Genomic DNA, 26,563 nt, shown 5'->3' on the forward strand with positions numbered 1-26,563 from the left:
CTTAGCGACTATGGCCGCCGCAGTGGTTGCTGCGGTTGCTTCAAGCCTATGCTGTATTGCACCGCTTATTTATCTGGTGTTCGGGGTGTCGGCCGCAAGTCTGTCGGGGATTGAGCAACTGAGCTGGCTGCAAGTGCCCATGTTGATACTGTCGACTGGGCTGATTCTGATGGGATTTTGGCGGCTCTATTTTGCTAAAAAACCACTGTGTACCGCGACGTTGAGTCGTACTCAGATGCTGTGGCTGTACTGGTTAACTGTACCTGTTGTGCTGGCATTTCAGTCATATCCTTTTGTATTACCTTGGTTATTAGAGGTGCTTGAATGAAGTTAGTGTTATTTCTCGCCTTAAGTCTGTGTTCAGCGTCGAGCTGGGCGGCAAACGTGCTGGTCACCTTAGATGTTAAGGGCATGACTTGTCCGCTGTGTGTCACTGTCGTGAATAAAGCGCTGCGTAAAACCGATGGGGTGATTAAGGCCAAGGCTTCGTTAAAAACGGAGCAAGCCTTAGTGACAGTGCCAGAGGATTTTAATCTAGATAGTTTGCTTAAGGCCGTCGACGAAACTGGGTATAAGGGCAGTATTAATAAGGTAGAAAAACAATCCTAAGCGTCGGTGTCTTCAGTAACGGATTGAGCGACATTATAAAATATCAGTCTAGCTTCAAATGATTAGACTGATATTTCACCGAGAAAATACACTCTGTATCCCACCTGTTACTTCCTTCACTGCCTACTTTTTCCTTTGCGGGTCATTTCTTCGTTAGCTGTAATACACCTCGGGCTCGATACGACGTTGCCGCTCTTCATTTTTCTCCGATGATTCTTTAATCAGATCCAATTTTTGCGCTTGCAGTAATTCTAGTTGCTTGGCTTTTTGTTCTTCAGATAGATTTTCATCGGCTGCAACTTTCGCCATTTCTTCATCTATCTTATTAATTTTATCCCTATCGACTCCTGTACGGTTATCTAAAATAGCCTGCATGGCTTTGTCCAACCTGTTGATGCTTTTGTCTGGTTCAGGCGTGCCTGCAATGGCTTGCACATTACTCGTGTAGCCTTGTTTAGCGTTAGGGGCCAGATGGCTATAGGTATCGGCAGTCGTTACCGATGCTGCAGAGGAGAGCGTTACAGTATCTTGGCTTATTGATGAAGTTAGATTCGCCGCCGTTATTGAATTTGCACGGGTTCCTAGGCCATTTGTGCTCGGCTCGACTTGCTTGAGTGGCACATTGGCATAACTTTTCGCAAAGGTATTGGTATAACTATTGGGGTTAATTGTGCTCATATTCGACTCCTTTATATATGAATCTGTCCCTTGGCCACCTGCGGTTTAAAATGTTGAGCGGTTAACTAATGGGTGTTGCTGGACGTTTCAATATTATCTGATGACAACTTTGCAATTTGAATTAGCAAGTTATAGGCCAAGTTAGGTTTATTTGTGGTTGATTTATCAGGAGTCACTGTTAAACGATACTTTTAAAAAATATTTATACAAAAACTTGATCCTTGTACAACTATGGTCCGTAATTAGAAGCATAGTGATACAAGGAGTCGACTTATGTACAAGTTTAACCCGCAGCGAATTCAGATTGGGATCAGTGCTTGCTTATTAGGGGAGAAGGTTCGTTTTGATGGCGGACATAAAAATTCGACCTATTGTAATCAAGAGATTAAGCAATTTTTCGATTATGTGCCCATCTGTCCTGAAATGGCGATTGGCTTAGGTGCACCCCGGAAAAGTATCCGACTAGTCCGTGATGGGGAAACCATCTTAGTTCAGAGTGGTGACGGTAGCTTAGATGTGACCGATAAGCTCAATGAATACAGCGAAAATAAGGTTGAAGAGCTCGATTTCCTTGGCGGATACTTGCTTTGCGCTAAGTCGCCAACCTGCGGCATGGAGCGGGTAACAGAGTATAAAATTGGCACTAACAATGGTTCTAAGTCTGGCATTGGTGTATTTGCTCGCAAGTTGATGGAACGATATCCACTATTGCCCGTGGAAGAAGAAGGCCGCTTGCATGACATGGTGCTGCGGGAGAACTTTTTCACCCGCGTTTATGCCTATCACGATTGGCACCTGATGAAACATGAAGGGCTGACTAAGCATAAGTTAGTGAAGTTTCATTCCCGCTATAAATACCTATTAATGGCACACAGCCCGACATGGTATCGCGAGCTTGGTCCGATAGTGGCCAATATTGAGGATCTTGAGCAAAGCGCGACCCGCTACTTTGAAGGTTTTATGACGGCGCTGAAAATTAATGCGACCCGTAAAAATCATACCAGTACGCTGCAGCATATTCAGGGTTACTTTAAAAAGCATTTGAGCAAAGAGCAAAAGACAGAACTGTCTGAAGCGATTATGAAATATCGCCAAGGTCTATTGCCGTTATTAGTACCTATCACGCTCATTAACCATTATTTACGCGAATTTCCAACACCTTATATTGAAGAGCAAGTGTACTTAAACCCTCATCCTGAGGCGTTAAAGCTGCGCTATGCCTATTAACGTTTACCTAATCGCATTCAGTTGATTTTAGCTTTTGATTTAGTGAGTTATTACTGAAATATGAAACAAACTATAGAGAACACGGCCCACACAGAACCCAATGGTGAGATATTACTCCCCATCGGTGAAGTGTCGGCCTTAACTGGCGTGAATGCCGTGACCTTAAGGGCATGGCAGCGTCGTTTTGGTTTAGTGATCCCTGCACGTACACCCAAGGGACACAGATTATATACGAGTGAAAATATCCAAGAAATCCATGAGATTAATGCATGGCTAGCTAAAGGTGTTGCGATCAGTAAGGTTAAACCTTTGCTGATCAGTGCTGCTAAATCTTCATTTACAGAAATAGTTCAAACTCAAGCCATTGATTTATGGTGCGAGCAAGTCACTGCGCTCAATACGGCATTATTCGATTTCAATCAGCACAAATTACAGCAGATATTAGATGATGCATTTGGCTTATATCCTTTCCAATTGGTGAAAGAAAAGTTGCTACAACCTTGGCTTAATCAACTCGAGGACTTAGTGAATGAGCGGCTCGATGCCGAGTTGATTATTGCTTGGTTAAAGAGCGAGTTACTTAACCGAGTGGGTGGACGTCATGCCTTTAATGGGCAGGCCGTGACGGCGAGAATCGCTCTGGTGAGTCTATCCCGTGGGGCACATACCTCGCTTAATTCCACCCGCACTAACATTTTATTTTCTCTACTTCTATCGCTCGAGTTAGCGTCGCTGCGGGTATCGGTTATTGATCTTGGCGAGCAAGCCATGGGCAGTTTACCTTTGCTGCGAGGCAGGCTTAACGTCGATGCACTTTTGCTTATTCCCGACTCAAATCATTCGGGTTCTGAACAGACTGAAATGCTGACTGTATTGGAACAAATGACTTTCCCATGCTGGTTTATGGGGCCTTTTGCGCCAACGTTAAGCTTTTTATCTGCTTTTTTGGCGTCTTCGACGACGGACTTGATTGGGAAAATACCATCTCGTTTAGCGGGGAAGGTGAATAGAAGTCGTAAGCACAGTGGAAAGATGAATACCGTGAATCAAAGCGAGCAGATAAATAGCGAGAAAAACAATGACATTAGCTAACGATTCAATGCCAATAGATTCAATTCCAATAAAAGTGCAGGGCAATAATGCACTGATGTGGTTTCGCCAAGATTTACGCCTTGCCGATAATCAGGCATTAACCGCCGCTTGCGATTGGGCGCGGGAGAATGGCGTGGCACTTAAGGCCATTTACATTGCTACGCCAACCCAGTGGCAGCGCCATGACGTTGCGTCAATTCAGTTGGATTTTATCGAACGTCATATCAATCTACTTGCCCAAGGGCTGGCGAGTCTTGGTATTGGATTCGAGTTAATTCAGTTAGATACCTTTGCTGATGTACCTGAGTTTATCGGTCACTATTGCCAGCAACAGGGGATTGGTCGAGTGTTTGCTGGTCGCGAGCCTGAGATTAACGAGCAACAGCGCGACCAAGCCTGTATTCAATCGGGGATTCCTCTGGTGTTAACCGATGAGCATTGTTTGCTTAAGCCGGGCACTGTGCTGAATTTGTCCGGCGACATGTACAAGGTTTTCACTCCTTTTAGCCGTAAGTGGCGAGAAATTGCCGCCCGCTATGCCATTTTGCCGCTTCCTGTTCCGGCGCCACTTGGACCTGTGTTGGCCGAGCCAAAGCCGCTTTTGTTTAACAATGTCACTAAAGTGTCGAGTGAACTTTGGGCTGCGGGAGAAGGGCAGGCAAAGCGTTTGCTCTCGGCATTTATTCAGCAGAAAGTGCAGGATTATAAGCAAGATAGGGATTTCCCCGCGATTGATGGTACTAGCTCAATTTCACCCTATCTGGCCATTGGTGTGGTTAGCCCAAGACAATGCGTTGCCGCGCTGCTGCATCAATTCCCTGAGGTGATTGTCGACGACACTAGCCCTGCTCGTACTTGGTTAAATGAGCTTACTTGGCGTGAGTTTTACCGTCACTTACTGGTGGCATTTCCCGGTTTATCTAAGAATCACAATTTCAATCGTCAAGCCGACCATGTGCAGTGGCGCAATAACCCGCAGGAGTTTGCTGCTTGGTGTGAAGGTCGTACTGGCTATCCGATTGTGGATGCCGCAATGCGCCAACTCAATCAAACGGGTTGGATGCACAATCGGCTGCGTATGGTGGTGGCGAGTTTCCTGACTAAACATCTGCTGATTGACTGGCGCTGGGGGGAGCGTTATTTCCGCCAAAAACTGATTGATGGTGACTTAGCCGCGAATAATGGCGGCTGGCAGTGGTCTGCGGGTTGTGGCTGCGATGCTCAGCCTTATTTCCGTATTTTTAATCCTATAAGCCAGAGTGAAAAATTTGATCCAGATGGCAGCTTTATCCGTAAGTATTTACCAGAGCTCGCATCTTGGGGAATTAAGCAATTACATCAACCCAGTACAGCGCAGACACCGTCCTTGTTTGAACAGCCGTTATTCAACACTAAAACGGCTTATCCAAGTGCGATTGTCGAGCACAGTGCAGCAAGAGCAAGGGCATTAACCGTATTAGGCGTATTGAAAAAGGCCACGGCCCAATAAATAGGATCAGGAGCAATAACAAGATGATAAACCAAGCGACGACTGAGACTAATACGCTTGTTGATGATTTTATTCAGCTTTATCAAGCTTTGAATAAAGATAACTTGCATCTGTTAGGTCGGGTTTACGACGACAGTATTAGTTTTACCGATCCTATGCATCAAATCACAGGGCTAGCGTCGTTAACTCAGTACTTCGCGAAGTTATATAAGAATGTTAAGCATATTCAGTTTGAGATCAAAGAAGTACAGCAGGATGCGAATCAAGCCGCGCTGTTCTGGCAGATGGAATATAGCCACCCTAAGTTGAATAAAGGCGGACTTATCCGTGTTGATGGCATGAGCCAACTTAAATTCAACGACAAGATTTATTTTCACAGGGATTACTTCGACTTAGGGCAAATGTTGTATGAGCATTTGCCTTGCATGGGCGGGCTTATCCGCTTGCTCAAAGACAGGGCGGCAAAGTAATGGACGCTGTTAAGCCGATGAAAATAAATACAGTGCTGATTACAGGTGCAAGCTCAGGCATTGGGTTGCAACTGGCGCAGGATTATTTGTCCTTAGGTTGGCACGTCATTGCCTGTGGCCGCTCGCTGCAAAGGTTAGAGGCGTTAGCCTTGAATGAACTAGTCGGTGCTACGTTGTTTATCTTCGATATATCCCAGCGCGACCAAGTTCATCAAGCTGGCCAAAATGTAGCTGAGCTATTGGCGAAAACAGATTCTCAGCTCGATTTGGTCATTTTGAATGCGGGCAGTTGTGAATATATTGATGATGCTAAGGCTTTCGATGATGTGTTGTTCGAGCGCGTTATCCATACCAATCTAATTGCAATGGGATATTGCCTCGGGGCATTTTTACCTTTAATGCCTAGGGGTTCACGTATTGGCTTAATGAGTTCTAGTGCTATTTATTTACCTTTCCCTCGCGCTGAAGCTTACGGCGCCTCTAAAGCTGGCGTGCAGTATTTAGCCTCGAGTCTCGCGCTCGATCTTGCCAAGAACGACATAGGCGTGAGCTTGATTTGCCCTGGTTTTGTGGCGACACCATTGACCGCAAAAAATGATTTTTCTATGCCAATGCAAGTGAGTGTACAAACCGCTTCTAAGGCGATACGTAATGGGCTGAAAGGTGGCAAGCCCGAGATCCATTTTCCGCGACGCTTTACTTATCTATTGAAGTTGATGTCGTTTTTACCTGCCTTTGTGTGGCAAAAAATGATTGCAAACGATACTCAAGCCAAGCCGCTAAAGGACAAGAGTTTATGAAAAATATCGCCATCGTCGGCACCGGCATTTCTGGATTAACCTGTGGCCATCTATTAAGTGAGTCGCACAGGGTTACAGTGTTTGAGGCCAATGACTATATCGGCGGCCACACGGCGACAGTCGATGTGGAGCATCAAGGGCAAACCTACGCTATAGATACAGGTTTCATCGTGTTTAATGACAGAACGTATCCACGATTTGAACGTTTATTGGCTCGCCTTAATGTCACCATATTACCGACTGAGATGAGTTTTAGCGTGCACAATGCTCTGACTGGGCTTGAATACAACGGCCACAATTTAGGCAGTTTGTTTGCCCAAAAGCGTAACCTCCTGAATCCACGCTTTTGGGCCTTTTTAAAAGAGATATTGCGCTTCAATAAAGGCTGTAAGGCACTCTATCAACAGGATATTTATCCCGAAGGTAACTTAGGTGATTATTTAGACAATGAACACTTCTCACCATTTTTCGCTGAGCATTACATTTTGCCCATGGGCGCGGCGATTTGGTCTTCGAGCATAGAAGATATGCGCGCGTTTTCGTTGAAGTTTTTTATTCGTTTCTTCCAGCACCATGGTTTATTAAATGTCAGTGATAGACCCCAGTGGTATGTGCTAAAGGGTGGCTCGCGTAGCTATATTCCTGATCTTATTGCGCCCTTTAAAGACAATATCCGCCTTAACTCACCTGTGACAGGTATTGAACGCCATGGCAATGGGGTGAAGTTACAAGTTCACGGTGAATGGTTGGAATTCGATGAGGTGATTTTAGCCTGTCATAGCGACCAAGCACTGCGGATGTTAAACGATCCCACGCCAACAGAACGCGCCATTTTAGGCGATCTCAGCTACCAGAATAACGATGTGGTGCTGCACATGGATACGCGTATTTTACCTAAGCGAAAAGCAGCCTGGGCGAGTTGGAACTATCGATTAGATGGTAATCTAAAACGTCCAGCGTCAGTGACTTACAACATGAATATACTGCAACAGTTGCCAGCCAATGCGCCGACCTTTTGTGTCACCTTGAATCAGTCTGAGTTGATTGATGAGGCGAAAGTGATACGCCGCTTCAATTATGCCCACCCAGTGTTTAACGAAGCCAGTCTTAAGGCTCAGGGCCGCCGTGAGGAAATATCCGGGCAAAATCATACCCATTTTGCTGGCGCCTATTGGCACAATGGTTTCCATGAAGATGGCGTTCGCAGTGCACTTGATGTGTGTGCCCATTTTGGTGTCAGCCTATGACAGGTCTAAATATGACAGAGCTCAATAGCGGTATTTATTACGGCACTGTATCCCATAGCCGTTTTACACCGATTAAACATAGCTTTAGTTATGCCATGGCGCTGTTGGCGATTGATTTAGATGAAGTCGATAAGATCAGTGCCATGGGGCGAGTTTTTGCCAGCCAGCGCCGCGCTTTACTGAGATTCAATCCTAAAGACTATTTAACTTCTTTTACGACTATATCCAATGACAGTGGTGAAGTGGCTGTTGTCGATCCGAGCGCAGCTGCACTCAAGAGTCGCGTATTGACTCAAGTGGCAGCGTTAGGCGCAGATAAGCTGTGTGATCGAGTTTTGTTTGTGGGTCAGATCCGCCATTTTGGCGTGTATTTTAGCCCAGTAAATTTCTACTTTTGTTATCAAGATCAAACGCCTTTATACATGTTGGCCGAGGTGAGTAACACGCCTTGGGATCAGCGCCATTGCTATTTAGTCGATTTAGCCGCGCCAAAACCTTCTGACAAAGTGTTTCACGTGTCTCCCTTTATGACTCTCGATATGCGTTATCTCTGGCATGTGTCTGCGCCGAGTGAAGACTTAAACATCGGTATTGAAAACAAGTCGATGCAAGAGAATGGCAAAAAACTGTTTAATGCCAATTTAGTGATGAAACGCCAACCGATCACGGCGGCCAATTTACGGACGCTTTTGTTTCGCTTCCCTTTTATGACTCTCAAGATCTTCTTCGGGATTTATTGGCAAGCGCTAAAACTCTTTTTTAAACGTGTGCCCTTTGTGCCGCATCCAGCTCAGATGGAGAAATAACATGGAAAATACGGCTTCGCAAACCTCAGTCACCACAGGGAAACTGCCCGACAGTATTGCGCGTAAAGTCTTGCTTAAGGCGCTGGAAAGTCTCCCACATGGCTGCTTGACCTTGGTTGAGGGCGACAAGAGTTATCGTTTTGGTGAGAGTCATACCGACTTGCACGCTACGCTTGTGGTTAAACACCCGAGTTTTTATCGTCAAATCATGCTTTCAGGCTCCATTGGTGCGGGTGAAGGTTATATTCAAGGCCATTGGACGAGCCCTGATCTCACCAAAGTCGTACAACTGTTTGCCCGTAATTTAGCCTTACTCGATAAGATTGAAGCCAAATTCTCTTGGTTAACTGGCACGATAAACCGTGTGAAGCATGTGCTGAATCGCAATTCTCAAGAGGGCTCAAAGCGGAATATTCTCGCCCACTATGATTTGGGTAATGCTATGTATGAGCAATTCCTCGACCGTGAAATGTTGTATTCGAGCGCGCTTTATCCCCATGAGGAAGCGAGTTTGCAGGAAGCGCAGTTGTTTAAGCTGATGACTATTTGTGAGCGGCTGGATTTACAGCCGGGTCAAACCTTGCTTGAGATTGGTACTGGCTGGGGCGCGCTGGCTATTTATGCGGCTAAGCATTATGGCGTGCACGTGACAACAACAACGATTTCAGATGCGCAATACGCCTATACCAAAGCCCGTGTCGAACGCGAAGGGCTAAGCGATAAAGTGACGCTGCTGACAGAGGACTATCGCAATCTCACTGGGGAATACGACAGGGTTGTTTCTATCGAGATGATTGAAGCTGTGGGGCATGAGTATTTACCAGGCTTCTTTAAAAAGCTGGAAACATTGTTAAAACCCAATGGGCGCATGCTGCTACAGGCGATAACGATTGCCGATCAACGTTACGACAGTTATCGCAAAAGTGTGGATTTTATTCAGCGTTATATTTTCCCCGGTGGCTGCTTACCCTCAGTGAGCCAAATGGTCGGTCACATTGCCAAACAGACGGACATGGTGGTCTGGTCGCTCAATGATATGGGGCTCGATTACGCTAAAACCTTAAAACATTGGCATGAGAATTTTGATCATGCGATAGGCGAAATCCAAGCTTTAGGTTATGGCGATGATTTTATTCGGATGTGGAAATTTTACCTAAGTTATTGTGAAGGTGGATTTTTAGAACGTACCACAAGCACAGTGCATTTAGTGGCTGTGCGTCCGGACTATCGCATTGCTAGCCATCATCTCCCAAGCCATAGCCCTAATGCGACGTAATTTGTTTTGATTAAGCAGTCACTTTAGTGGAAATAACCATTTTCGTTGGAATGAGCCGCTTTGTTTACAGCAAGATAAAAGTGAGGCAAAGATGAAGTCCATGTTAGCTAACTCTCGGGTTCCTTTTAAACATCAGGGCTTTATTCTCTATAACGCCTTGAGTTTTCAGGCTGTATGGTGGTCTAGTGTACTTTGGCTTAACACCTCTCTGTTGTTAACTATCCCTTTGTTATTATTTCACTTTATCCTGCTAGCTTCCTTAAGTAAGCCCGGGTATCGCAAAGTTGATTTGCTATTGATGCTAAAGGTTGCAGCCTTAGGAATAGGCGTAGATACAGTACTCTCTGTTTTAGGGGTGTTTGAGTTTGCTCTTTTCCCTTGGTGGCTTGGTTGCCTGTGGCTGCATTTTGCTTTGACTCTGAATCATAGTTTGGCCTTTATGCGACCTTTACCGCTGATATTTCAGGCGTTACTCGGGGGCGTATTTGGTGGGTTAAGCTATTTGGCTGGCGCACAATTTAATGCCGTGAGTTTGCCCTATGGCAATGTTATTTCTGCTGTGGTGTTATTTTTGGTTTGGCTAGTCTTGCTGCCATTTTTAATCCAACTTGCTAATCCCTATGGATTTAATCGAAGCACTAAAGCGCGTTCTTTTACTGTGTTTGGGCGTTAATTATTGAGTTGTAGGAATTGATCGCGGTTAAGTCATTATGCCGTTTTTAGTTAAGTACCTGTTGTAAGACATTATGCAGTAAAAGGGGGATCCCATGTCGTCAGTTCGTAATCGTAGCCCAAATCTTGGTTTTTCATTTTTGAATTCAAGCTGCTTAAGTATATTGGCCCTCAGTTTATTGGCCGCACCTTTAAAAGCGTTAGAGGCGAAAACGCCTGATTTTGAAAACATTACTATCGAACTGAATGATGCCACCGATGTGACGCAGACTTTTCAGGAAGTGGGCCGCGGAGAAATGGATTGGCTGTGGTTTAGTTTGTATAAGGCCAGACTGATGACGGTAAATGGCCGTTATCAACAGGGGCAATATCCTCTGCTGTTAGATATTGAATATTATCGAGATATTGAGTCAGAGGATTTGCTCGAAGCGACAAAAGATCAATGGAAGCATCTAGCGTTTGCCGAAAATGATATCCAACGTTGGTTGGGTTTATTAAATGCGACTTGGCCCGATGTGAAGCAGGGCGACCATTTAAGTTTTAAGGTGATAGATGGACAAACGAGTCAGTTTTTCTTTAATCATCAACCACTCGACATTATCCATGATGCTAATTTTGCTGAGGCATTTTTAGCGATTTGGTTATCGAAAGCCACTAGTCGTCCTAGTTTGCGGGCGCAATTACTCGGAGAAAAACCATGCGATTGTTGAAACGGCTTGTCGGCCGAAAGTTATTTTTAGGTTTAATAATGATAGGGCTGTTGTCGAGTTGTTCATCGGTGGAAGTGACTGATTATAAAGACACTCATCCGACATTGGTTTTGGAGTCATTTTTTAATGGACCATTAAAAGCCTCTGGGGTCGTACAAGATTTTAGTGGAAAAGTAATCCGCAAATTCAATGTCATTATGGAAGCCAGTTGGCAGGGAAGTGAGGGGGTCATTAATGAATGGTTTGTGTATGATGATGGTGAAACTCAAACGCGTGTATGGCGCATTAAGGCACTAGGGGAAGGGCGATACTCAGGAACTGCAGGTGACATTATCGGGACTGCCGATGGCCAATCTAGCGGCAGTGCGCTACGTTGGAAATACGATATGTTATTGCCTGTGGATGGTGAGGAATATCAAGTTCATTTCGACGATTGGATGTTCTTAGTGAATGATAATACCATTATAAATCAGAGCGATATTATTAAGTTTGGCATCACAGTTGCTAAAGTCACTTTAGTTATTCAAAAATAGTCTCAGCAATTTTTAGTTAAGTTGGCTTACCCCAGCTTGTCTTGGATTCACTCTGTTGATTAAGGCTTAAATGTTGATTAAGACTTAAATTGGCTTAAACAGTATAGCTTGGCTAATAACCCCCTTTTTTCTGCATTAAAGTGTTGAAGTCAAACCAAAGTTGCAGCTAGGCATTTTTGCTAGTGGCATAAGTGATATATGGGGGTAAGGTTATTGCAACCCATTGTTTAAATTTAATTAATCTGAACTTAAGTCTAAGTCTAAGTCTAAGTCTAAATAGATAGGGGGTAGTCGATGAAAAAACACGTTGTTTTATGGGGAGTATTTTTAAGTCTGTCGTTAACTGCTTGTTCATCTTTTGACTTTAAGTTTGAGGATCATTCTGAGAAACAAGTCGATCCTCATCAACCCGCAAGCGATCCTATGGTGCAAGATAATGAACGTCGTATTCGAGATGCGAGAAAAGACGGTCAGTTAGAATCCGATTTTCTAAAACCTAGGTATCCAGTTAAGTTTAAATAAGAAAATGCCTTAGGAACTCACTTCAACCTCAATACTTAACTATCAATAGCAAGTATTAAGGTTGCTAGGGGAGAGGCGAAGAACTAACCCGCTTGACGACTGTTATCTATCGATTTTTTGTCATAATATTCAAACGGAAACAGATTACGAATCCTTTGCTTTACATTGTCACTCACGTTGGCAGAAATATGTAAGCGTACATCTCCTGATTTTTCAGCCCTAACAGTACAAGTCAGTTTTTCGGTTTTAGCGATTTGGCGGCATTCCCGTTCGAATCGTTCGGGGATCTTGCCCTTATGCTGAGTCATACGGCCATCTTTAAAATGCATTTCAAAAATAGTCAGACCTTTCTTGCCACCAAATATCAGTTTGTAAACGAGAAATATACCAATAGCGACAAAAATGAGTTTGAAAATATCGGCTGTCATAACGCCTCCTATCTTATGTTTATAGAACCAAGATACTCCCGAGTTAGTTGTTTTAACAGTGCGCTAACGCGCAATTTTGAATTGGCAATAAAATGATTCCAGCCTAGACTTAACTGGCTAAGGAAAAGTAACCCCTCAGTTAAGGAAAACGCCATGTACTTATCAAATGCAGATCGTTGGTCATTATTGTGTAAGAAGCAAATCGATGTTATCGAAAAACTTGCTACACATTTCCCCGAGAGAAAAGCACATCTAAGTGAGCTCACTCAAGGGTGGCGCCATGTTCAACATCAAGTTCAAGCAGGTGATAGGCCTATGCCACTCGAGCTCATCAAATAAGCACGATTGAGTCATTTGGAACTAGATAGTTTGTATAAGAACGCAAAGCCACTCAATAATGAGTGGCTTTTTTATGTGGCGAATATAAAACTATCATTTATAGGGGTAAAGGATGAAGTGATTGTCTGTTGCGTGAAGTCAATAAATTATCTTATACGCTCAATTTGAGCGCTTATTGTGCCAGTATTGAGGGCGCTATCGTTATTATTGAGGAAAGTCAGTTGTGTTTTGCTTTGAAACGATTCAAATTTCATATACAAAAAACAGATACAAAAAAGCCACTCATTGAGTGGCTTCATTGTTTATATAGTGCGGGCACCAAGAGTCGAACTCGGGACCTGCTGAAATTATCGAGAGTAAGTCAGTTGCGCTTTGTACTGAACACTTCAAATTTCAGATACAAAAAAGCCACTCATTGAGTGGCTTTTTTGTTTATATGGTGCCGGCACCAAGAGTCGAACTCGGGACCTACTGATTACAAGTCAGTTGCTCTACCAACTGAGCTATGCCGGCGTAAAGCACAGTAATAAACCCAATCGAATTCATTACCTTAAAAGTGGTGCCCGAACCCGGAATCGAACCAGGGACACGAGGATTTTCAATCCTCTGCTCTACCGACTGAGCTATTCGGGCAACTAAACTAAGCGTTAGTTAACTACTTTGAACTAAGTCGTGAAGACCTTGTTCGTTCGAAGTGCGCGTATAATATAGTGCTCGCTTTAGCTGTGCAAGCCCTTTTTAAGTGACTGATTAACTATTAAACAAAATGCGCTTATTTATTTGATTCTTTCGTTTTACTCTTATTTTACCGCTGAAAGTTTCAGCACTTTAACGCCAATAGGTGTTCCTTATGGCTGTTTATCCTAACTTCCTCATTCATTTATCTGCTATTGGGGAGAGAAAAATTAAGGTTTAAGCTCATCTATTGCAAGCAAGGAGCTGTGGAGCGCAGTGGGTATTGTTGAGTTTTGATTGATGGCTGGCTGATATTTATGGGGTGTAACTAAGCGGAGCAACTAAGAGTAAGCGAGTGGCTTGTTTATTGATATGGTGCTGGTATCAAGAGTCAAACACGAGGCCAACTGTTCTGTTGTTATCGAGGGTAAATCAGTTGCTGTTCATTACTCACATCTTGTGTTTTTATTCAAATTTCAGATACAAAAAAGCCACTCATTGAGTGGCTTCATTGTTTTATATGGTGCTGGTATCAAGAGTCGAACTCGGGACCTACTGGTATTATCAAGAGTAAGTCAGTTGCGATTGGCCACAGACTTTGTGAGTTATTATTCAAATTTCAGATACAAAAAAACCACTCATTGAGTGGTTTCATTGTTTTATATGGTGCCGGCACCAAGAGTCGAACTCGGGACCTACTGATTACAAGTCAGTTGCTCTACCAACTGAGCTATGCCGGCTTAAATCTTTACTGCAATTTTTACTACAGAATAATGGTGCCCGAACCCGGAATCGAACCAGGGACACGAGGATTTTCAATCCTCTGCTCTACCGACTGAGCTATTCGGGCAACTAAACTAAGTGTTAGTTAACTACTTTGAACTCGTTGGCTAAGCCGTATCGTTCGAAGTGCGGCTATATTAGCTAGGGTGTTTGACCTCTGCAAGTGCTTTTTCCTGATAAATCACTCGTTCGGCTGTTTAATGCACATCTTGGGTGTTTTTTATCTCTTATTCTGTGAACTCAGTTCAATTTCATTCGTTGGCTGTATTTTTCAAGTCAGAGGGATACTGATGTTTACTATAGCTTTGTGCTCACAGATCATGATTTTTGGCTTACTTTCTAAAATTTAGAAAGATATAAGCGATTTTTACTGATTTTAGTTTTTAAATTTAGATTTATGATAATGAATATTATTTCATGGATAGCATGAAGAAAACGCGAGTACGGAGTCGCAGTATGTTTCGAAATTGTCAGTTTGCTTATGGAATTACCGCCATTGTGACCCATTGGTTGAGTGCGTTCGTCGTGATTGGGTTATTTGCAGTCGGTGTGTGGATGGTGGAGTTAACCTACTACAGTACTTGGTACAAGACTGCGCCGCATCTACATAAAAGTATTGGGATTCTGTTATTGGCTGCGACAATATTTCGTTTGGTATGGCGCTTAGTTAATCCCAAGCCTGTACCTGAGGCGAGTCATAAACCGTGGGAAAAGACGGCCGCACATTTGGCGCATTTTATTATTTATGTCTTGCTCTTTGTCATTATGACTGCTGGCATTTTGATCTCAACCGCAGATGGCCGTGGTATCTGGGTGTTTGATTGGTTTGAACTACCAGGATTGGGACTTTTGTTTGAAAACCAAGCTGATATCGCGGGTGATATTCACCAGTATGCGGCTTACAGCTTGATCGCGCTGGTCGTTATTCACGCGGCGGGCGCATTAAAACATCACTTTATCGATAAAGACACTACCCTACTTAGAATGATTAAATTTAAACGAGGATAATACAATGAAAAAGCAACTGTTAAGCGCACTGATTGGTGTATCTCTATTGGCTCCTGTGGCGGCTTCAGCTGCTGACTATGTGATTGATCATGAAGGCGCTCACGCTTCTATTACATTTAAAGTGAATCACTTAGGTTATAGCTATGTGGTGGGGCGTTTTAATGATTTTAGCGGCGATTTTAGCTACGATGCGGCTAAACCAACTGCGATGAAAGTGAATGTCACAGTGAATACATTAAGTGTCGATTCAAACCATGCTGAGCGTGACAAACATATTCGCGGTGAAGATTTCCTTAATACTGGCAAATTCGCTAAAGCGACCTTTGCATCTACTTCGGTGGAAGATAAAGGAAATGGCGATTTAGTGATTAACGGCAACTTAACTTTAAATGGTGTGACTAAACCATTAGCGATTAAGGCCCATGCTGTGGGTGAAGGTCAGGATCCTTGGGGTGGCTACCGTGCCGGTTTTACGGGCACAACTACCTTTGCGATGAAAGATTTCGGTATCAAGATGGATTTAGGTCCAGCATCTAGCCATGTTGAGTTAGATCTAGTGGTTGAAGGCGTGCGTAAGTAACTCTTTATTCTGCCATTTAGATACAAAAAAGCGCCGAAAGGCGCTTTTTTTGTAAGCTTTATACTGAGAGCCGACTAACGACCAGAATTAATCTTGGTCTTTTTCTGGTACAAAACCTTCAATTTCAACATCTTTACCTTCAAATAGGAAAGAGGTCATTTGTTCTTCAAGAAATTTACGATCATCAACATTCATCATGTTGAGTTTTTTCTCGTTGATCAGCATGGTTTGCTTTTTTTGCCATAGGCCCCAAGCTTCTTTGCTGATGTTATCAAAAATGCGCTTACCTAAATCACCTGGATACAGTTGAAAGTCTAGGCCGTCGGCTTCTTTATTTAAATATACGCAATTGACTGTACGCGCCATGATTATTCCTTACTGACTGCGGATTGAACGAGTGATCCCAAATTGGCTAGCACGCGCTCGGTGGCGGCGGCGAGTCCCACTTTGGAAGGATGACTTATGTTATACCAGAGAGACTGGTTTTGTTCCATGACAGCACCCACGCTCTGTTTATTGCCGAGGGTTTTATCGCCGTGAGTTTTATCTAAGTTAAGCATCATGGGCTGAATATCTAAATGAAAGTGGCTAAATGTGTGCCTAAAGCCAGTTAACCATTCGAGTTGCTGCGCATCAAACCCTTGCTCTTCAAGATGAGTTTCAAGGGCAGCTTGGGTAGCGAATTCAGGGAAACACCAGAGCCCGCCCCAAATTCCCGCTGGCGGACGTTTAGCTAGAAAGACTTGGTTGTCTTGCATCATCACTAACATCCACGCCGCTTTGGTTGGTATGGTTTTTTTAGGCTTTTTGCCAGGGAAATCGGTTTGTCTGCCAATCAGTTGAGCTTTGCAATCAATCGCTACAGGGCAAGCGGCGCAGTTAGGTTTGCTACGAGTACAAATACTGGCGCCGATATCCATCATGGCTTGATTATATTTCTGAATATCTTGCTGCGGTGTGAAGGCATTCGTCAGTTGCCAAAGTTGCTCTTCAACCGTCTTTTGCCCTGGCCAACCTGCTATTGCCCCATGTCTTGCTAATACACGTTTTACGTTGCCATCGAGAATGGGGTGATGTTGCCCAAGTGACAATGACAATACTGCGCCTGCCGTCGAGCGGCCGATGCCGGGTAGGGCGAGCACTTGTTCAAAATGTGTTGGAAATAATCCCTGATAATCATCGCGGATTATTTTGGCTGCTTTATGCAGATTACGCGCCCTAGCGTAATAGCCAAGACCGGTCCAATGATGTAATACCTCATCGTCTGGCGCGTTAGCAAGTGCTAACACATCGGGAAAACGCGCCATAAATTTAAGATAATAGGGAATAACAGTCGCAACCTGAGTTTGTTGCAGCATAATTTCAGAAACCCATACGCGATATGGGGTTTTATCTTGCTGCCAAGGGAGGGTTTTACGACCGTGATTGTCGTACCAAGAGACGATACGTGTAGCGAAGGAGGCTGTAGATTTCATCGGCGCAGTGTAGCGGCAGTTATCTTCTTAGACAAGCGTCAAAGATAAGTTGGCAAGGGATCTAAAGCTAAAAATCGCTGCTAAATTCGCACTCTTAAATAATCTTGGTATACTTTCGCCCCATTAGTGCTTGCACTGTATGTTGAACTTTGGATAATGCCCTTCTTTTATGATGGTGTTGTCCACTAGACGAGGCAAAAATGAGCGAAGTCACTACCGCTGAATTTAATGAAGAAGGCAAGTATCTGCGCAAGATCAGAAGCTTTGTCCTGAGAGAAGGTCGCCTAACCAAAGGCCAAGCACACGCTATTGAAAGCCAGTGGCCAACAATGGGTTTAGATTACAGCCCAGTGCCATTGGTACTGAGCGACGTTTTTGGTCGTGAAGCCGATACTGTGCTGGAAATTGGCTTTGGCATGGGCGCCTCTTTAGTACAAATGGCTAAAGATGCACCAGAGCAAAATTTCATTGGTATTGAAGTACATAAACCGGGTGTAGGCTCTTGCCTCAGTGATGCCGCCATTGCTGGTGTGACTAATTTACGTGTGTATCATCACGATGCCATGGAAGTATTAGAACATGCGATTGCTGACGGTTCATTAGCCCGAGTGCAATTGTTCTTCCCAGATCCTTGGCATAAAAAACGTCACCATAAACGCCGCATCGTACAAGCTGAATTTGCCGAACTTATTCGTCGCAAGCTAAAAATTGGCGGTGTGTTCCATATGGCCACTGACTGGGAAGAGTACAGCGAGCATATGTTAGAGGTGATGCAAGCCGCTCCGGGTTATCAAAACCAGTCGGCCGACGGCAGTGTTGTGCCGCGTCCTGATCATCGTCCATTGACAAAGTTTGAAGCCCGCGGCCATAGACTGGGTCACGGTGTATGGGATCTGATGTTTGAGCGTATCGCTTAATCACGAACTCAATTTTAGCTAATTTTAAACACAAAAGGGAAAATCACTATGGCAACTAATCGTAGCCGTCGTTTACGTAAGAAAATGCGCGTTGATGAATTCCAAGAGTTAGGTTTCGATATGGCTTGGACTTTTGATGCATCAGTATCTGAAGCCGATATCGATGCAACTGTAGATAAATTCATCGATGAAGTGATCGAAACCCGTAAATTAGGTTTCCATGGCGGCGGCCACATCGAATGGGAAGGCATTATCGCCACTCAAACGATTGGGAAATGTACCGAAGAAGATATTGCTGCAGTTAAGGCATTCTGGGCGACCCAAAAAGTGTCTCAGGTTGAAGTTAGCGAACTGTACGACATTTGGTGGGGTTAATGCCCGAGTTGGCATTACTTGAGGAAGTGGTCGAGAAAGTTCGACCCTTGCTCGGCCAAGGAAAGGTTGCAAATTATATCCCCGCACTGGCCAGCGTTGATGCTGGAAAATTAGGCATTGCCGTCACGACTGTTGACGGTGAAACTTTAGGTGCGGGCGATTACCTTGAGCCGTTTTCGATTCAAAGTATCTCCAAAGTTTTCAGCTTAACCTTAGCGTTAACTTTGTATGAAGAAGCCGAAATCTGGAGCCGTGTTGGCAAAGAACCTTCGGGCCATTCATTCAACTCTTTAGTACAAGTCGAGTTAGAACGTGGCAAGCCGCGTAATCCCTTTATCAATGCTGGCGCGTTAGTGATTGCTGACTTATTGCAGAGTCGTTTAGGTGCTCCTAAACACAGAATGCTTGAGTTAGTCAGGCAACTAAGCCAAAACGATAAAGTGTGTTTCGATAAACAAGTAGCAGATTCAGAATATCAGCATAGTGCGCGCAATGCGGCTATCGCTTATTTGATGAAGTCGTTTGGTAATTTTCAAGGCGATGTTGATACTGTGCTGCGCACCTATTTTCATTATTGCGCCTTGAAGATGAATTGTGCTGACTTGTCTAAGGCCATGTTGTATTTGGCTAATCGCGGTAAAAGTATCACAGGGTCTGAGCTTATCTCTCAAGTGCAAACTCGACAACTTAACGCTCTGTTGGCAACCTCTGGCTTATACGATGGTGCGGGTGAGTTTGCTTATCGTGTTGGTATGCCAGGTAAAAGTGGCGTCGGTGGTGGTATTATTGCCGTGATCCCTGGAGAACTGTCGATTTGTGTATGGTCGCCAGAACTCGATAATAATGGCAACTCACTTGCGGGCACTGCGATGCTTGAGCATCTCAGTCAGCGTCTCGGTCGTTCTATTTTCTAGTCTTATCTCTCGTTTTTTATTAGCACTATCAGACTAAATGTTAGCGAATTTCGCTAATGACCTTTTAGTGCTAACTTTAAAAATCCAACATAATCATATTGTTATAAAGTTGGCACATCTCCTGCTATAAGCTATTCAGTAGTTTAGGTTTATCGAATTATTCAGATTAAAGGACGAACAAAAATGAAATTAAATAAGTTATTAACTGGATTTGCATTATCTGGCGTGATTTTAGGAACATCTAGCGTACAGCTGGCGCAAGCACAAACAGAGCCAAAAATAGATGAACGCTGTGAAGTCGCCTTAAATTATGACGTTATGGTTGAGCCTAAAAAATTAGTCATGAGCGAGAAGGGCACAGAAAAGTATCGTATCGAAGTTGACAAGTTATTTGTGGAAGGTAAGCAAGTTAACTTAACCGACAAGCAGAAAAAATTGGTTACTCAATATGCCGATGAAGTTTCGACTCAAGTGCCAGAAGTGATTGAACTGGTGAATGAGGCAGTATCTCTTGCTTCCAAAGCGGTTGGTATGGCCTTAACACCTTTAATGGGTGATGCCGCTGGTGCAAAATTTGATGAAATGATGGCTGGCGTTCAAAAACGGGTTGATTCAGTGGCTTATAAGAATGGTGATAGCTTCTATTTAGGGGCGACTGAAGACTCGATGCAAAGTACATTTAACGATGAATTCGAGCAGGAAATGGAACAAATTGTCCAGAATTCAATTGGCGCAATTATGATGAACTTAGGTGGCCAAATCATGTCTGGTGGCGGTGAGAATTTTGAAGCCAAGATGGATACCTTCTCCAAAAAAATGGACAATTTAGGCCAAGATATTGAGCAACAAGTTGAGAGCCAATCTAAGGGATTAGAAGCTAAGGCTGACCGTTTGTGCGACCGATTTGAAAATTTGTTAGTGCTTGAAAATCAATTGCGCCAAGAAGTGCCAGAACTAGCACCTTATGTGTTGACACAAAACTCAACCAAGGAACTGCGTGAATAGTTCTTGTAAATAGTTCTTGCGAATCGCCCTTAGTTTTAACTGCAATAACTTCTATCTCCTTGTGCATGAGTCAAACTTGAATGCTACGCCCCTAGTCAATTTATCGACTAGGGGCTTTTTTATTGGCTACGGTTTAATCGTGGCGACAACCCTTATGGCTAAGTTGATGTGGCTTAATAGGCTAGGCTTGCAGCGATTTAGTTCGGAATGTTACAGTCTAGAGACGAATATTTGGTATACTCTTAAAATATAATTAAAAGCTGGCATATCAGTCAGATATAACCCCCTACTTTAGTGGACTTTTTCGGTCTAAATCTCTGCGTTATATCATTTTGATGCGAGATATCAATGCTATGGTTATTTTTAAGCGATGATTACGCTAACCATAGTTGTTCACCGAAAGTTAATATCATTGTCGTAAACAGCTTAAGGCGACTTCCATGTTAGAACTGTTAGAACCTATTGCGATTTTTACTCATGTGGCCAGAGCAGGTAGTTTTAGTGCCGCCGCAAGAAGGCTTGGGATCTCTAAGTCTAAGGTCAGTACACAAGTCGCCGATCTTGAACATAGACTTGGTGTTCAATTAATTCAACGTACCACCCGCAGCTTAAGTCTGACTGAAGCAGGGCATTTGCTGTATCTGCAAGGTGAAGAACTGCTGCGTGACGCTGAACAAGCGATAGCCAGCGTGCATAACTTAAATGATGCGACCCGCGGCGTGCTCAAGGTGGGTATTTCCCAATCCTTTGGGGTGATGCATATCATTCCTGCGTTGCCATCTTTTATGGCAAAACACCCTGAGCTTGAGCTACAAGTGAGCTTACTGGACCATAAAGTGGATGTCGTGAGCGAAGGCTTAGACTTACTGTTAACTATGTCTGAGCAATTACCGCTTGGCATGGTTGCTAGACCTCTGATGAAGTGCCAATTCCTGTTAGTTGCTTCGCCTGGCTATATTGCTCAACATGGCGAGCCAACTCGACCTGAGCAGCTAGTTGACCACAACTGTTTGGTCTATCAAGGTGAGTGGCACGAGCACAGCATGTGGCAATTTAAGAAGGGTGATGACTACTGTGAAATTGGCGTATCGGGTAATTTCAGGGTGGATAATGCGCCTGCATTAAAATCTGCTGCAATCAGTGGTCTTGGAGTTGTGTATCTTGCGAGTTATCTGATGGAAGATGAAATTGCTAAAGGGACATTAGTGCCTTTACTGAAGGATTGGCAATTGACCCACCATCTGCCATTGCAGGCGGTTTATCCCCGTCGTAAGCACTTAGCACCTAAGGTTAGTTCTTTTATCGAATTCATCAAAGATCACATAGGAACGCCACCGTATTGGGATGCTCCCTATGTCGAATTATTCAGTAAACGTCAGTAAAATAGGAAACATTGTTCTCAAAAGCAGTCTTATGTGGTTTTAAATTGGGCAGGTACTTTTCTGGTCATTTAAAATCAATGCTTTAGGTTGAGTTAATGAGTACATTTGTTGATGGTTTTTTAGGGGTTACTAAAGCACTTTTTTATAACATCCTTGAACTCTGTTCTTAATTGAATACAATGGTAACAGTTGATTCGGAATGATCTGAGTCCTATACGTTTATTGGAAATGACCCCTTTCAATTTTTGTATACAGGTCGGCGTTAATGCAGTTTTGGATCACAGCCAACAGAAGTTTGAGAACTAAAACAATGTTGGCTCTTTAAACCATCATCCTAGTTTTTGGTTTACCTCAGCCTTATCGCTGAGGTAATTTTTTATTGATGGTTTGTAGCCTTGAGCACAAGTTTTGTCTCCCTGTACCCTAAAGTCGCAACTGTGTGTTAAATGATGTGAAGGCGAGTGCTAAAGCATATATTAATGCAACAAATATAGTGACCCACAGTGAGAAGGGTTCTGTTATCTAACGGGATAATGGTACCAATAAAAAAGCCACTTTCGAGTGGCTTTTTTATTGGGCGCAGCTTAAGACTTTCACTTATGTCGCTTTAGTCGTGAAGCAAGTTAACAGTGCTTCACGGCTAAGCATTAAGGCATTAGGCCTGCTTCTTACTGGCTATCCAGAGATCGACTTGTTGCTCTAACACATCCAGTGGTAATGCGCCGTTAGCAAGTACTAGCGTATGGAAGTCGCGGATATCAAATTGACTGCCAAGCTGTTGCTCTGCTTTATGTCTTATCTCTAGTAGTTTAATCATACCTACTTTATAAGCTGTCGCTTGCGATGGCATAACGATATGGCGTTCAACCATTTTCACCGCATCTGATTTAGCATTTGGCGTATTGTCCACGTAATAGGTTATGCCTTGCTCGCGGGTCCATTTTTTTGTGTGGATGCCAGTATCAACGACTAAGCGACAGGCACGCCACAACTCCATTGCTAGGCGACCAAAGTCAGAGTAAGGATCGGCGTAGAGTCCCATTTCTTTTGGGAAAGATTCGCTATATAAACCCCAGCCTTCAATATACGCGGTATAGCCACCAAACTTACGGAACTTAGGAATATTTTGCAGTTCTTGGGAAATGGCGATCTGCATATGGTGACCTGGAATACCTTCGTGGTAGGCCAGCGCCTCCATTTGGTATTTTGGCATGGCTTTCATGTCATATAGGTTTGCATAGTAGCTACCTGGACGAGAACCATCCGGTGCTGGTTGTTCATAGAAGGCTTTACCAGCAGATTTTTCTCTAAAGGCTTCAACCTGCTTCACTACCATGGCGGCCTTAGGTTTTACTTTGAACACTTCATCCAAGCGCGACTTCATATTGTCGATGAACTTAGTCGCCTCAGCTAAATAGGCGGCTTTGCCTTCGGCGGTATTGGGGTAGTAGAACTGGGGATCATCACGCATAAAGCTAAAGAATTGCTGCAAATCGCCTTTAAAATTGACCTTCTTCATGATGGCACGCATTTCATTGTGAATACGTTCCACCTCAGAAAGTCCTAAGTCATGGATTTGATCGGCGCTCATGTTTGTCGTGGTCGTTCGTGCCAAGGCATTATTGTAATAGGCGGGGCCGTTAGGGAGTTTCCACGCACCATCGCGGTCATCAGCTTTGGCTGCTAAGGTTTTTATGTAACTGATGAGCTTGTTATAGGCGGGTTCAACTTGAGTAATGAGTGCTTGCTCAGCCTGTTTAAGCAGTGCTTGCTTCTCTGTCTCTTGAATCGCTAATGGGTTCACTTTACGGCGAAAATCTGCGAGTAGCGCGCTGTCGTCGCCCTTATCAAAAGGCGCACCTTTGATGATGTTTTGGCTGTCTGAAATCACATAAGCGAATACGAACTTAGGCGCGATAATGCCTTTATCTGCGCGAATGGCTAATACTGTCTGTAATTGACTTAAGCGTTTGGGAACGCCATTCAAGCGACTGATATAGGCCTTGGCATCGCTGACATCTGTGATTTGATGTTGGTTAATTAAGAAGGAGGCGATCATAGAGTGGCCACCATACATCTGATTCACAGGGTAATTATGATAGCGCCATTGGTCATCTTCGATGTCATTTTGCAGATTTTGCTTCAGTAACGTGAGGCTAAGATGAGTTTGTGGATCGAGTTTGGTCGCATCAATCTGATTGACCCGCTCCAGTTGTTTTTTTGTGCGATCTAGGGTTTTATCATCGGCGGCATCACCTAGTTCATCCCATTTATCATAGTCTTGCTTGATCCCCATATAGGTCTGCGAAATGGGACTCGCCATAATGTTTTCCATGAAGATGGTTTCGAACAGGGCATTGGCTTTTTCTGATTCGGTTTGCGCTACTGCATTCACAGGTTCGCTTGCACTGTGTAAGGCTGGCGCAGTTGATGCTGCATACGCGGGAATGGTCAGCAGAGCTGAAAGGGTCAGTGCGACTAAGCTGATTTTAGTTTTTATTGGCATGATCAGGCTTCCTAGATTGATTTGCATCAATACTAAAGAAGCGGAACAAGAATGTATGGATATTAGTGTTAGAAAATGTGTTAGCAGTAATAGTATTAAACTGCACTATTGAAAGCTAACACATTATTTATAGAGCTATTTTAACGGCAGGCTTAGCAGAATTGTGTCAGTAAATCATTAACAAACATATGACCTTTACTGGTTAATTGCCAATGTTCAGCGGATTCTGTGAGTAAACCGCGTTGTTTGGCTTTTTCCATTCCTTCGGTCAATGTGTCTCTGTGTTGTCCTGTGCGCAGTTCAAATTCTTGCTTAGGAATAGGTGTCATCAGACGCAGGCGATTCATTAAATATTCGAGCGCGCGGTCTTCCTCTGCAACTTCAATCGATTCGAAGGTGTAGTTGTGTGCACTCAGATATCCCTTGGGATGTTTAATTTTTACCGTGCGTATGATGCGGTTTTCTTCTGGCAACGTCACTTTGCCGTGGGCGCCACAGCCTATGCCTAGATAATCACCAAACTGCCAGTAGTTGAGATTGTGCCTACATTGGTAACCAGGTTTTGCGTAGGCAGATATTTCGTATTGCTCATACCCTAATGCGGCCAGCTTTTGTTGACCTTGCTCATAGATATGCCAGAGCGCTTCGTCATCGGGCAGCTGCGGCGGTTTTGAGTGGAATAGGGTGTTGGGCTCAATTGTTAACTGATACCAAGATAGGTGTGGCGGGTTAAGCGCCGCTGCCGTGTCGATATCGGCCATAGCTTCAGCAAAACTTTGGTTGGGTAATCCATGCATTAAATCGAGGTTAAAACTCAAGTATCCCGCTTGGCTGGCTTTTTGAGCGGCGACTTGTGCCTCGTTTTGATCGTGAATACGTCCGAGTAAGTTGAGTTTATCCTTAGAAAAGCTCTGCACCCCGATAGATAAACGAGTGACGCCCGCTGCACGATAGGCACTAAAGTCATCGTGCTCTAAAGTACCAGGATTGGCTTCCATAGTGATTTCGATATTGTCACTAAAGGGAATTAGCGCATTGGCACCATCGAGTATGCGTTTGATTTGTTTAGCATCGAATAATGATGGCGTGCCGCCACCGATAAAGATGGTATGGATCTGCCGCCCTTGGACGAGATGTAAATCTTGGCGTAAGTCTTCCAATAGCGCATCAACATAAGCCTCTTGTGGCAGTTCGCCATTTTGGCCATGGGAATTAAAGTCACAATAGGGACACTTTTGTACGCACCAGGGAATATGGATATACAGACTGAGTGGTGGCAGTTCGAGCTTCATCGTAGTAGTCACGGCAGTTGACGACATTATTGTGCATTCCCGCCAGTTAATACGCCTTGGGCTTGCATGGCAGCGATGAGTTGCACTAGAGCTTTACCACGATGACTTAAGGCATTTTTCTCGTTGCTGCTCAGCTCTGCCGCGCTACATTGATAATTTTCAGGGATAAAAATCGGATCGTAACCATGGCCATTAGCGCCGCGTTGGCTAAAGTCGATTTGGCCTTCCCATGAGGCTTGGCAAATAATCGGGGTAGGGTCTTTCGCATGGCGCATATATACCAGTACGCATTGGAATCTTGCCCCGCGAGGTGCTGGCTGGTCTTTTAACGTCTCAAGTAGTTTCAATACGTTGTCTTGATCTTTGGCATTTTCGCCTGCGTAACGTGCTGAATAAATGCCTGGAGCGCCTTGGAGTAAATCCACTTCTAAACCCGAATCATCGGCAATGGCCGCAAGTCCGGTGATTTCGGCGGCATGCCTTGCTTTGATAATGGCATTCTCTACAAAAGTGGTACCCGTTTCTGCTACTTCGCTGACATTAAACTGGCTCTGCGGCAGTACAGTGACACCGTAGCTTGCGAGCATTTGATCGAATTCAGCGAGTTTGCCTTTATTACCGCTGGCGAGGACGATTTGTTGCATGGAATACCTATCATAAATGGGGCGACGTGCGTTGGCACTATGATACCCAAGCTCAATAGTAAAGGACAGGGAAAGGGGTTGGCGCTACAGGAAAGCAACGCCAACAAAG

Annotated in this window: 29 protein-coding genes and 4 tRNA genes; 22 read left to right on the forward strand and 11 right to left on the reverse strand. The window is 44.0% G+C overall.

Translation table 11 applies throughout. The features are described 5' to 3' along the window. Positions 1-10: 10 nt before the first annotated feature. Together L5M37_RS07140 and L5M37_RS07145 are read left to right on the forward strand one after the other, a co-directional pair. Entirely contained in the window at positions 11-328 is a 318-nt protein-coding gene (locus tag L5M37_RS07140; RefSeq protein WP_049821785.1) for a hypothetical protein, read from the forward strand. Further along, positions 325-609, forward strand: coding sequence for a heavy-metal-associated domain-containing protein (locus L5M37_RS07145; RefSeq protein WP_028761311.1), 285 nt, complete (start codon positions 325-327; stop codon positions 607-609). The genes L5M37_RS07140 and L5M37_RS07145 overlap by 4 nt, the downstream gene beginning before the upstream one ends. 153 nt (positions 610-762) lie before the next feature. Here the strand turns inward: L5M37_RS07145 and L5M37_RS07150 are convergent, their stop codons facing one another. After that, a complete protein-coding gene (locus tag L5M37_RS07150) occupies positions 763-1,287 on the reverse strand; it encodes a hypothetical protein (RefSeq protein ID WP_219254048.1) in 525 nt (174 codons plus the stop codon). A gap of 273 nt (positions 1,288-1,560) precedes the next feature. On the opposite strand from L5M37_RS07150, the gene L5M37_RS07155 reads away from it, so the two are divergent. From L5M37_RS07155 to L5M37_RS07210, 12 genes are all read left to right on the forward strand, one after another. After that, the gene (locus L5M37_RS07155) at positions 1,561-2,514 is read left to right on the forward strand and encodes a YbgA family protein (protein WP_107946875.1); all 954 of its coding nucleotides are present in this window, start codon (positions 1,561-1,563) and stop codon (positions 2,512-2,514) included. Between the two features lie 60 nt (positions 2,515-2,574). Next, on the forward strand, positions 2,575-3,606 hold the full coding sequence (locus L5M37_RS07160) for a MerR family transcriptional regulator (RefSeq protein ID WP_263199935.1): 1,032 nt from the start codon (positions 2,575-2,577) through the stop codon (positions 3,604-3,606). Next, the gene (phrB, locus tag L5M37_RS07165) at positions 3,593-5,095 is read left to right on the forward strand and encodes a deoxyribodipyrimidine photo-lyase (protein WP_263197129.1); all 1,503 of its coding nucleotides are present in this window, start codon (positions 3,593-3,595) and stop codon (positions 5,093-5,095) included. The genes L5M37_RS07160 and phrB overlap by 14 nt, the downstream gene beginning before the upstream one ends. Before the next feature lie 23 nt (positions 5,096-5,118). Further along, positions 5,119-5,565, forward strand: coding sequence for a nuclear transport factor 2 family protein (locus L5M37_RS07170; protein WP_219251282.1), 447 nt, complete (start codon positions 5,119-5,121; stop codon positions 5,563-5,565). Beyond that, positions 5,565-6,365, forward strand: coding sequence for an SDR family NAD(P)-dependent oxidoreductase (locus tag L5M37_RS07175; RefSeq protein WP_263199937.1), 801 nt, complete (start codon positions 5,565-5,567; stop codon positions 6,363-6,365). The genes L5M37_RS07170 and L5M37_RS07175 overlap by 1 nt, the downstream gene beginning before the upstream one ends. Beyond that, the gene (locus tag L5M37_RS07180) at positions 6,362-7,612 is read left to right on the forward strand and encodes an NAD(P)/FAD-dependent oxidoreductase (protein WP_263148721.1); all 1,251 of its coding nucleotides are present in this window, start codon (positions 6,362-6,364) and stop codon (positions 7,610-7,612) included. Before L5M37_RS07175 ends, L5M37_RS07180 begins: the two co-directional genes overlap by 4 nt. Positions 7,613-7,623: 11 nt before the next feature. Then, a complete protein-coding gene (locus L5M37_RS07185) occupies positions 7,624-8,418 on the forward strand; it encodes a DUF1365 domain-containing protein (protein WP_263199965.1) in 795 nt (264 codons plus the stop codon). 1 nt (position 8,419) lies between these two features. After that, the gene (locus L5M37_RS07190) at positions 8,420-9,694 is read left to right on the forward strand and encodes an SAM-dependent methyltransferase (protein ID WP_131523642.1); all 1,275 of its coding nucleotides are present in this window, start codon (positions 8,420-8,422) and stop codon (positions 9,692-9,694) included. Between the two features lie 91 nt (positions 9,695-9,785). Continuing rightward, on the forward strand, positions 9,786-10,367 hold the full coding sequence (locus L5M37_RS07195; protein WP_212600764.1) for a DUF2878 domain-containing protein: 582 nt from the start codon (positions 9,786-9,788) through the stop codon (positions 10,365-10,367). Positions 10,368-10,461: 94 nt separating this feature from the next. After that, entirely contained in the window at positions 10,462-11,076 is a 615-nt protein-coding gene (locus L5M37_RS07200) for a chalcone isomerase family protein (protein WP_263197133.1), read from the forward strand. Further along, positions 11,064-11,609, forward strand: coding sequence for a DUF3833 domain-containing protein (locus tag L5M37_RS07205; protein WP_105251860.1), 546 nt, complete (start codon positions 11,064-11,066; stop codon positions 11,607-11,609). Before L5M37_RS07200 ends, L5M37_RS07205 begins: the two co-directional genes overlap by 13 nt. Positions 11,610-11,903: 294 nt before the next feature. Then, positions 11,904-12,131, forward strand: coding sequence for a hypothetical protein (locus L5M37_RS07210; RefSeq protein ID WP_113939410.1), 228 nt, complete (start codon positions 11,904-11,906; stop codon positions 12,129-12,131). An 83-nt stretch (positions 12,132-12,214) separates the two neighbouring features. On the opposite strand, the gene L5M37_RS07215 is transcribed toward L5M37_RS07210, so the two are convergent. After that, complete coding sequence (locus L5M37_RS07215; RefSeq protein WP_105251862.1) at positions 12,215-12,559, reverse strand: DUF3634 family protein; 345 nt, start codon at positions 12,557-12,559, stop codon at positions 12,215-12,217. A gap of 153 nt (positions 12,560-12,712) precedes the next feature. Between L5M37_RS07215 and L5M37_RS07220 the strand changes: the two genes are divergently transcribed. Then, a complete protein-coding gene (locus L5M37_RS07220) occupies positions 12,713-12,898 on the forward strand; it encodes a hypothetical protein (RefSeq protein ID WP_105251863.1) in 186 nt (61 codons plus the stop codon). Positions 12,899-13,335: 437 nt separating this feature from the next. On the opposite strand, the gene L5M37_RS07225 is transcribed toward L5M37_RS07220, so the two are convergent. The 4 genes from L5M37_RS07225 to L5M37_RS07240 form a co-directional block, all read right to left on the reverse strand. After that, positions 13,336-13,411, reverse strand: a tRNA-Thr gene (locus tag L5M37_RS07225). Positions 13,412-13,455: 44 nt separating this feature from the next. Next, a tRNA-Phe gene (locus tag L5M37_RS07230) sits at positions 13,456-13,531 on the reverse strand. Between the two features lie 706 nt (positions 13,532-14,237). Then, a tRNA-Thr gene (locus tag L5M37_RS07235) sits at positions 14,238-14,313 on the reverse strand. A 34-nt stretch (positions 14,314-14,347) separates the two neighbouring features. Further along, a tRNA-Phe gene (locus L5M37_RS07240) sits at positions 14,348-14,423 on the reverse strand. Positions 14,424-14,812: 389 nt separating this feature from the next. Between L5M37_RS07240 and L5M37_RS07245 the strand changes: the two genes are divergently transcribed. Further along, positions 14,813-15,364 (forward strand): cytochrome b, encoded by a 552-nt coding sequence (locus tag L5M37_RS07245; protein WP_028761298.1) that lies wholly within the window; start codon positions 14,813-14,815, stop codon positions 15,362-15,364. Between the two features lie 4 nt (positions 15,365-15,368). Next, complete coding sequence (locus L5M37_RS07250; protein ID WP_028761297.1) at positions 15,369-15,944, forward strand: YceI family protein; 576 nt, start codon at positions 15,369-15,371, stop codon at positions 15,942-15,944. 87 nt (positions 15,945-16,031) lie between these two features. On the opposite strand, the gene L5M37_RS07255 is transcribed toward L5M37_RS07250, so the two are convergent. Both L5M37_RS07255 and mutY read right to left on the reverse strand, forming a co-directional pair. Continuing rightward, positions 16,032-16,310, reverse strand: a complete 279-nt coding sequence (locus L5M37_RS07255; RefSeq protein ID WP_011788659.1) for an oxidative damage protection protein — start codon at positions 16,308-16,310, stop codon at positions 16,032-16,034. Positions 16,311-16,312: 2 nt separating this feature from the next. After that, on the reverse strand, positions 16,313-17,419 hold the full coding sequence (gene mutY / locus L5M37_RS07260) for an A/G-specific adenine glycosylase (RefSeq protein ID WP_263191135.1): 1,107 nt from the start codon (positions 17,417-17,419) through the stop codon (positions 16,313-16,315). Between the two features lie 200 nt (positions 17,420-17,619). On the opposite strand from mutY, the gene trmB reads away from it, so the two are divergent. The 5 genes from trmB to L5M37_RS07285 all read left to right on the forward strand — a co-directional run bounded on the left by trmB (position 17,620) and on the right by L5M37_RS07285 (position 22,012). Next, positions 17,620-18,336, forward strand: coding sequence for a tRNA (guanosine(46)-N7)-methyltransferase TrmB (trmB, locus tag L5M37_RS07265; protein WP_105251866.1), 717 nt, complete (start codon positions 17,620-17,622; stop codon positions 18,334-18,336). 48 nt (positions 18,337-18,384) lie between these two features. Beyond that, complete coding sequence (locus tag L5M37_RS07270) at positions 18,385-18,711, forward strand: YggL family protein (RefSeq protein ID WP_028761293.1); 327 nt, start codon at positions 18,385-18,387, stop codon at positions 18,709-18,711. Beyond that, the gene (glsB, locus tag L5M37_RS07275) at positions 18,711-19,625 is read left to right on the forward strand and encodes a glutaminase B (RefSeq protein WP_028761292.1); all 915 of its coding nucleotides are present in this window, start codon (positions 18,711-18,713) and stop codon (positions 19,623-19,625) included. Before L5M37_RS07270 ends, glsB begins: the two co-directional genes overlap by 1 nt. A 183-nt stretch (positions 19,626-19,808) precedes the next feature. Further along, positions 19,809-20,630 carry a YggN family protein gene (locus L5M37_RS07280; protein ID WP_219233935.1) on the forward strand — a complete coding sequence of 274 codons (822 nt, stop codon included), beginning with the start codon at positions 19,809-19,811 and terminating at the stop codon, positions 20,628-20,630. 440 nt (positions 20,631-21,070) lie between these two features. After that, positions 21,071-22,012 carry a LysR family transcriptional regulator gene (locus tag L5M37_RS07285; RefSeq protein ID WP_006082526.1) on the forward strand — a complete coding sequence of 314 codons (942 nt, stop codon included), beginning with the start codon at positions 21,071-21,073 and terminating at the stop codon, positions 22,010-22,012. 655 nt (positions 22,013-22,667) lie between these two features. Here L5M37_RS07285 and L5M37_RS07290 read toward each other — a convergent pair. The 3 genes from L5M37_RS07290 to rdgB form a co-directional block, all read right to left on the reverse strand. After that, on the reverse strand, positions 22,668-24,518 hold the full coding sequence (locus tag L5M37_RS07290) for a DUF885 domain-containing protein (RefSeq protein WP_263197137.1): 1,851 nt from the start codon (positions 24,516-24,518) through the stop codon (positions 22,668-22,670). Positions 24,519-24,670: 152 nt separating this feature from the next. After that, positions 24,671-25,837, reverse strand: a complete 1,167-nt coding sequence (gene hemW, locus L5M37_RS07295; protein WP_263162131.1) for a radical SAM family heme chaperone HemW — start codon at positions 25,835-25,837, stop codon at positions 24,671-24,673. Next, on the reverse strand, positions 25,837-26,454 hold the full coding sequence (gene rdgB, locus L5M37_RS07300) for an RdgB/HAM1 family non-canonical purine NTP pyrophosphatase (RefSeq protein ID WP_131523655.1): 618 nt from the start codon (positions 26,452-26,454) through the stop codon (positions 25,837-25,839). The genes hemW and rdgB overlap by 1 nt, the downstream gene beginning before the upstream one ends. Between the last annotated feature and the right edge of the window lie 109 nt (positions 26,455-26,563).

This window comes from Shewanella sp. SM69 (assembly GCF_025653985.1).
GTDB lineage: Bacteria > Pseudomonadota > Gammaproteobacteria > Enterobacterales > Shewanellaceae > Shewanella > Shewanella oncorhynchi.